This is a genomic window from Brevirhabdus sp., assembly GCF_052826345.1.
On the sequence record NZ_JBRBUA010000127.1, the window covers coordinates 1 to 5,285 of the forward strand.

Sequence of the window (5,285 nt, forward strand, 5' to 3'; positions counted from 1 at the left end):
GAGACCACGACGGGCGGCAACGCATTGAAATTCTACTCTTCGGTGCGTCTGGATATTCGGCGTATCGGTGCGATCAAGGACCGCGACGAGGTGGTCGGCAACCAAACCCGCGTCAAGGTCGTCAAGAACAAGGTCGCGCCGCCGTTCAAACAGGTCGAATTCGACATCATGTACGGCGAGGGCATTTCGAAGATGGGCGAGCTGCTCGATCTGGGCGTGAAGGCCGGTGTGGTGGAGAAATCCGGCAGCTGGTTTTCCTACGGCGACCAGCGGATCGGGCAGGGGCGTGAAAACGCCAAGACCTTCCTGAAGGAAAACGTCCAGATTGCGCTGGAGGTGGAGGACAAGATCCGCGCCGCGCACGGCCTTGAATTCGACATGCCGCCGGGCAGTGACCCGGACGCAGATTCCGCCGATCTGGTCGAGGATTGAGCGCAGCCGAAATGAAATCGGTCGGGGCGTCCGTGGTTGCCGCCCTGGCCTTTCCGGTCCTTCTAGCTGTGGACAGGCTTTCGGTGCAGGGATAAACGGATTGCCAAACCCGTGCTTCCCGAAAGACGCCCAGATATGCCAAGCCTCAATGAGATCCGTTCCACTTTTCTGAACTATTTTGCCGACCAGGGGCATCGTGTGGTGCCGAGTTCCCCGCTCGTGCCGCGCAACGATCCGACGCTGATGTTCACCAATTCGGGCATGGTTCAGTTCAAGAACCTGTTCACCGGGGTCGAGACGCGCGATTACAGCCGCGCGACTACGGCGCAGAAATGCGTGCGGGCGGGCGGCAAGCACAACGATCTGGACAATGTCGGCTATACGGCGCGCCACCATACGTTCTTCGAGATGCTGGGCAACTTCAGCTTCGGCGATTACTTCAAGGAAGACGCGATCCCCTTCGCGTGGACCCTGATCACGCGCGAACTCGGGATCCCGAAGGACAAGCTGGTCGTCACCGTCTATCACGACGACGAGGACGCGGCGCGGATCTGGAAGAAGGTGGCGGGCCTGTCGGATGATCGCATCATCCGTATCGCCACCGACGACAATTTCTGGATGATGGGGCCCACGGGGCCGTGCGGCCCGTCGTCCGAGATCTTTTTCGATCACGGCGATCACATCTGGGGCGGCCCTCCGGGCAGTGCCGAGGAAGATGGTGATCGGTTTGTCGAGATCTGGAACCTCGTCTTCATGCAGTTCGAGCAATATGAAGACGGTTCACGGGCGCCGCTGCCCAACCAGTCGATCGACACCGGCATGGGGATCGAGCGGGTCGCCGCGCTGTTGCAGGGGACCAACGACAATTATGCGACCGATCTGATGCGCGCGCTGATCGAGGCCTCGGCGCATGCCACGTCGAGCGATCCGGATGGCCCCGGCAAGACCCATCACCGCGTCATCGCCGATCACCTGCGCTCGACCTCTTTCCTGATCGCGGACGGGGTGATGCCCAGCAACGACGGGCGCGGCTATGTGCTGCGTCGGATCATGCGTCGCGCCATGCGCCATGCGCATCTGTTGGGCGCGCAGGATCCGCTGATGTACCGGCTGGTGCCCGAACTGGTGCGCCTGATGGGCACGGCCTACCCGGAACTGCGGCACGCGCAGCCGCTGATCGAGGAGACGCTGCGCGCAGAGGAGACGCGGTTCAAGCAGACGCTCGATCGCGGGCTGCGTCTGCTCGACGATGAACTGGCGCATCTGCCCGACACGGCGGAGCTGCCGGGGGCGGCGGCCTTCAAGCTTTACGACACCTACGGCTTTCCGCTGGATCTGACGCAGGATGCGATGCGCGAACGCGGCCGGGCCGTCGATATCGAAGGTTTCGATAATGCGATGGCCGAGCAAAAGGCCAAAGCGCGCGCGGCCTGGGTCGGATCGGGCGAAACCAAGGATGCCGCGATCTGGTTCGATCTGGCGGAGGAATTCGGCGCGACCGAATTTCTGGGCTATGACACCGAGATTGCCGAGGGCCAGATCCAGGCGCTGGTCCGAGACGGTGTGCGCCAACAGGCGGCAGAGCCGGGCGCGCAGGTACAGATCGTGCTGAACCAGACCCCCTTCTACGGCGAATCCGGCGGTCAGGTCGGAGACACCGGCACGCTGCGCACCGACACGGGCGCCGCCGAGATCACCGATACGATGCGTTCCGCCGGGCTTTTCGTCCATTTCGCCACCGTGACCGAGGGGCGGATCGAAAACGGGCAGGGCGCCGAGCTGGTGGTCGACAACGCCCGCCGCAGTGCCATTCGCGCCAACCATTCGGCGACGCATCTGTTGCATGAGGCGCTGCGCAATGCCCTGGGCGAACATGTGGCGCAGCGCGGCTCGTTGAACGCGCATGATCGGCTGCGGTTCGATTTCAGCCACAATAAGGCGCTTTCCGACGAAGAGCTGCGCCGCGTCGAGGCCGAGGTGAATGAATACGTGCGCCAGAACGCGCCGGTCGAGACGCGGATCATGACCCCCGAGGACGCGAGGGAGCTTGGCGCCCAGGCGTTGTTCGGGGAAAAATACGGCGATGAGGTGCGTGTCGTCTCGATGGGGCGGAACGAGCGGTCGGGCAAGGGGTCCAACCGCCAGACCTATTCGATCGAGCTTTGCGGCGGCACCCATGTGCGCAACACCGGCGATATCGGCTTGTTCGTGCTGCTGGGCGACAGCGCGTCGTCGTCGGGCGTGCGCCGGATCGAGGCGCTGACCGGGCAGGAGGCGCTGCGGTATCTGTCGCAGCAGAAGGAACGGGTCGAGACGCTTGCCGGAATGCTCAAGGCGCAACCCGAAGAGCTTACGGGCCGGGTCAAGGCGTTGCTCGATGACCGCCGCAGTCTGCAAAACGAGGTGGCGCAGCTGCGCCGCGAACTGGCGATGTCTTCGGGCGGCGCGCAAGGCGGCACCGACGCGCGGCAGGTGAACGGGGTCGCCTTCACCGCGCAGGTTCTGCAAGGCGTGACCGGCCGGGATCTGCCCGCGCTGGTCGATGAGCACAAGACGCGCTTGGGGTCCGGTGCGGTGCTGCTGATCGCGGACACGGGCGGCAAACCGGCGGTGGCCGCGGGGGTGACGGCCGATTTGACCGACCGTCTGTCGGCGGTCGATCTGGTCAAGGCCGCGGTCGGAGAATTGGGCGGCAAGGGCGGCGGCGGTCGCGCGGACCTGGCGCAGGGCGGCGGCAAGGACATCGCCCGGGCGCAAGAGGCAATCAAAGCGGCCGAAGCCGTGATCGGAGGTTAGGATGAGCGCCCTTTGGATAGCGCATGTGAACGTCACCGACGCTGAGGCCTACGGCAGATACGCCGCCATCGCGACGGAGGCCATCGCGGCCTTCGGCGGGGTATTCCTGGCGCGCAACAGCAAGTTCGTGCAGCTTGAGGGCAATGCGCGTAAACGCAACGTCGTGGTCCGCTTCCCCAGCCTGGATCAGGCGGTGGCCTGCTATAATTCCCCCCGCTATCAGGAAGCGCTGAGCCACGCCGAAGGCGCCGCGGAGCGTGATCTGATGGTGCTGGAAGAAGACTGAGCCGAAGGCGCCCCTGCGCGATCCGGCGGTCTACAGCGGCAGTTCGATGGTTTCCTTCAGCTCTTCCATCACGAAGCTGGCGGAGACATCCGCCATGTCGACCCGCGCGATCAGCGCGCGGTAGAGCCGGTCGTAATCGGCCACGTCGCGCACCCGCGCGCGGATGAGGTAATCCAGATCGCCGCTCATCCGGTAGGCGCTGAGGATCTCGGGCATCTGCCGGGTGGCGCTGGCGAAACGGTCCAGCCAGTCGGGGTCATGCCGGTTGGTGCGGATCATCAGGATCACCGTCAGCCCGAGGTCCAGACTGTCGGGGTCGAGCAGCGCCACGCGCCGCCGGATCACACCCGCGCTTTCCAGCAGTTTGACGCGCCGCCAACAGGCATTGCGCGATAAGCCGACGCGATCTCCCAGCAGGTCCAGCGCAATGGTGCTGTCTTTCTGAAGTTCGCGCAATATGCGTCGGTCGAATTCATCCAATCCCATAAACTCATAATTTAATGGGATACTGTCCCTGTAAAGTGCGAATTTGCCCAAATTTTCGGGATCATGCCCGGCAGGTTCGGCCTAGGGTGGGGGCAATTCGACAAAACCAAGGGAAGCCCCATGTTTGACCGCCTTTTCCTCGACCATCCGCGCCAGGTGGGTGAATCCTACCTCGAACACGCCGCTTTCGCCGGGCGTTTCGCGCTTACCCTCGCGGCGGCGGCGGGCGCGGCCGCGGTGCACGCCGTGATCCCGTGCCTGTTCGAGAAAACGGCAAGCCGCATGGTCGCCGGGCTTTACCAGCGCACGCACAACCGCGGCGGTTAATGGGTCGCGCTGTCGGAAAACAGGTGGATGACCAGAATGCCGGTGAGGATCAGCGCCATGCCCAGCACGGCCGGAAGGTCCAGACGCTGGTTGAAGACGAAGAACCCGATCGCCGCGATGAACACGATCCCCAGCCCCGACCAGATCGCATAGACGATGCCCACCGGCATGACCCGCAGGGCAAAGGCCAGCAGGTAAAAGGAAATCCCGTAGCATAGCGCGACCAGCACCGACGGCACCAGCCGCGTGAACTGCTGGCTCGCCTGAAGCGCGGTGGTGCCCGCGGTTTCCATCAGGATGGCTAGGATCAGAAAGATATAGGTCTTGGTCACGGGCGGGCTCCACTTCGGGGCGGAGCATTTCGCGTCCGGGCCGCGCTGTCCAGCGGTGCGGGCAGAAAAAGCGCCCCTGCGCGCGGGCGCGGCTTTGCGCTCCGGGCTGTATGAAAAAAGGCCGACGCGGGCTGCGCGTCGGCCTTTCCGCGAAAGCGGTGTCGATGGCTCAGACGAGCGCCTTGTTCAGGTTCTCGTCGATCTTTTCGAGGAAGCCCTCGGTGGTCAGCCATTTCTGATCAGGGCCGACCAGCAGCGCCAGATCCTTGGTCATGAAGCCCGATTCCACCGTCTCGACGACGACGCGCTCCAGCGTTTCAGCGAAGGTCTTGAGCTGGGCATTGCCGTCGAGCTTGGCGCGGTGCTTCAGCCCGCCGGTCCAGGCATAGATCGAGGCGATCGAGTTGGTGGAGGTCGCCTCGCCCTTCTGGTGCTGGCGATAGTGGCGCGTGACGGTGCCGTGGGCGGCCTCGGCCTCCATCACCTGTCCGTCCGGCGTCAGCAGCTGGGAGGTCATCAGCCCGAGCGAGCCGAAGCCCTGCGCGACGGTGTCGGACTGCACATCGCCGTCGTAGTTCTTGCAGGCCCAGACATAGCCGCCCGACCATTTCATCGCGGCCGCGACC

Annotated in this window: 6 protein-coding genes and 1 pseudogene; 4 read left to right on the forward strand and 3 right to left on the reverse strand. The window is 64.2% G+C overall.

What is annotated here, in order from left to right; genetic code table 11:
- From ACU0BR_RS14760 to ACU0BR_RS14770, 3 genes and pseudogenes are all read left to right on the forward strand, one after another.
- Positions 1 to 432: pseudogene (locus ACU0BR_RS14760) on the forward strand (recombinase RecA); the annotation flags it as partial.
- Between the two features lie 135 nt (positions 433 to 567).
- Positions 568 to 3,228, forward strand: a complete 2,661-nt coding sequence (gene alaS, locus ACU0BR_RS14765) for an alanine--tRNA ligase (RefSeq protein ID WP_446157592.1) — start codon at positions 568 to 570, stop codon at positions 3,226 to 3,228.
- 1 nt (position 3,229) lies between these two features.
- Positions 3,230 to 3,514 (forward strand): DUF1330 domain-containing protein, encoded by a 285-nt coding sequence (locus tag ACU0BR_RS14770; protein ID WP_446157593.1) that lies wholly within the window; start codon positions 3,230 to 3,232, stop codon positions 3,512 to 3,514.
- A gap of 30 nt (positions 3,515 to 3,544) precedes the next feature.
- On the opposite strand, the gene ACU0BR_RS14775 is transcribed toward ACU0BR_RS14770, so the two are convergent.
- The gene (locus tag ACU0BR_RS14775) at positions 3,545 to 4,000 is read right to left on the reverse strand and encodes an Lrp/AsnC family transcriptional regulator (protein ID WP_446157594.1); all 456 of its coding nucleotides are present in this window, start codon (positions 3,998 to 4,000) and stop codon (positions 3,545 to 3,547) included.
- 120 nt (positions 4,001 to 4,120) lie between these two features.
- On the opposite strand from ACU0BR_RS14775, the gene ACU0BR_RS14780 reads away from it, so the two are divergent.
- Positions 4,121 to 4,327 (forward strand): DUF6356 family protein, encoded by a 207-nt coding sequence (locus ACU0BR_RS14780; RefSeq protein ID WP_446157595.1) that lies wholly within the window; start codon positions 4,121 to 4,123, stop codon positions 4,325 to 4,327.
- On the opposite strand, the gene ACU0BR_RS14785 is transcribed toward ACU0BR_RS14780, so the two are convergent.
- Entirely contained in the window at positions 4,324 to 4,659 is a 336-nt protein-coding gene (locus ACU0BR_RS14785) for a DMT family transporter (RefSeq protein WP_446157596.1), read from the reverse strand. The two genes, ACU0BR_RS14780 and ACU0BR_RS14785, sit on opposite strands and share 4 nt — an antisense overlap.
- Before the next feature lie 169 nt (positions 4,660 to 4,828).
- Positions 4,829 to 5,285: isocitrate/isopropylmalate family dehydrogenase (locus tag ACU0BR_RS14790; protein WP_446157597.1), on the reverse strand; the 457-nt coding region annotated here is incomplete at its 5' end.

Excerpts from the sequence above, each read along its gene's own strand:
- ACU0BR_RS14770 (WP_446157593.1), top strand. The coding sequence starts at position 3,230 with ATGAGCGCCCTTTGGATAGCGCATGTGAACGTCACCGACGCTGAGGCC.
- ACU0BR_RS14780 (WP_446157595.1), top strand. The coding sequence starts at position 4,121 with ATGTTTGACCGCCTTTTCCTCGACCATCCGCGCCAGGTGGGTGAATCC.
- ACU0BR_RS14775 (WP_446157594.1), bottom strand. The coding sequence starts at position 4,000 with ATGGGATTGGATGAATTCGACCGACGCATATTGCGCGAACTTCAGAAA.
- alaS (WP_446157592.1), top strand. The coding sequence starts at position 568 with ATGCCAAGCCTCAATGAGATCCGTTCCACTTTTCTGAACTATTTTGCC.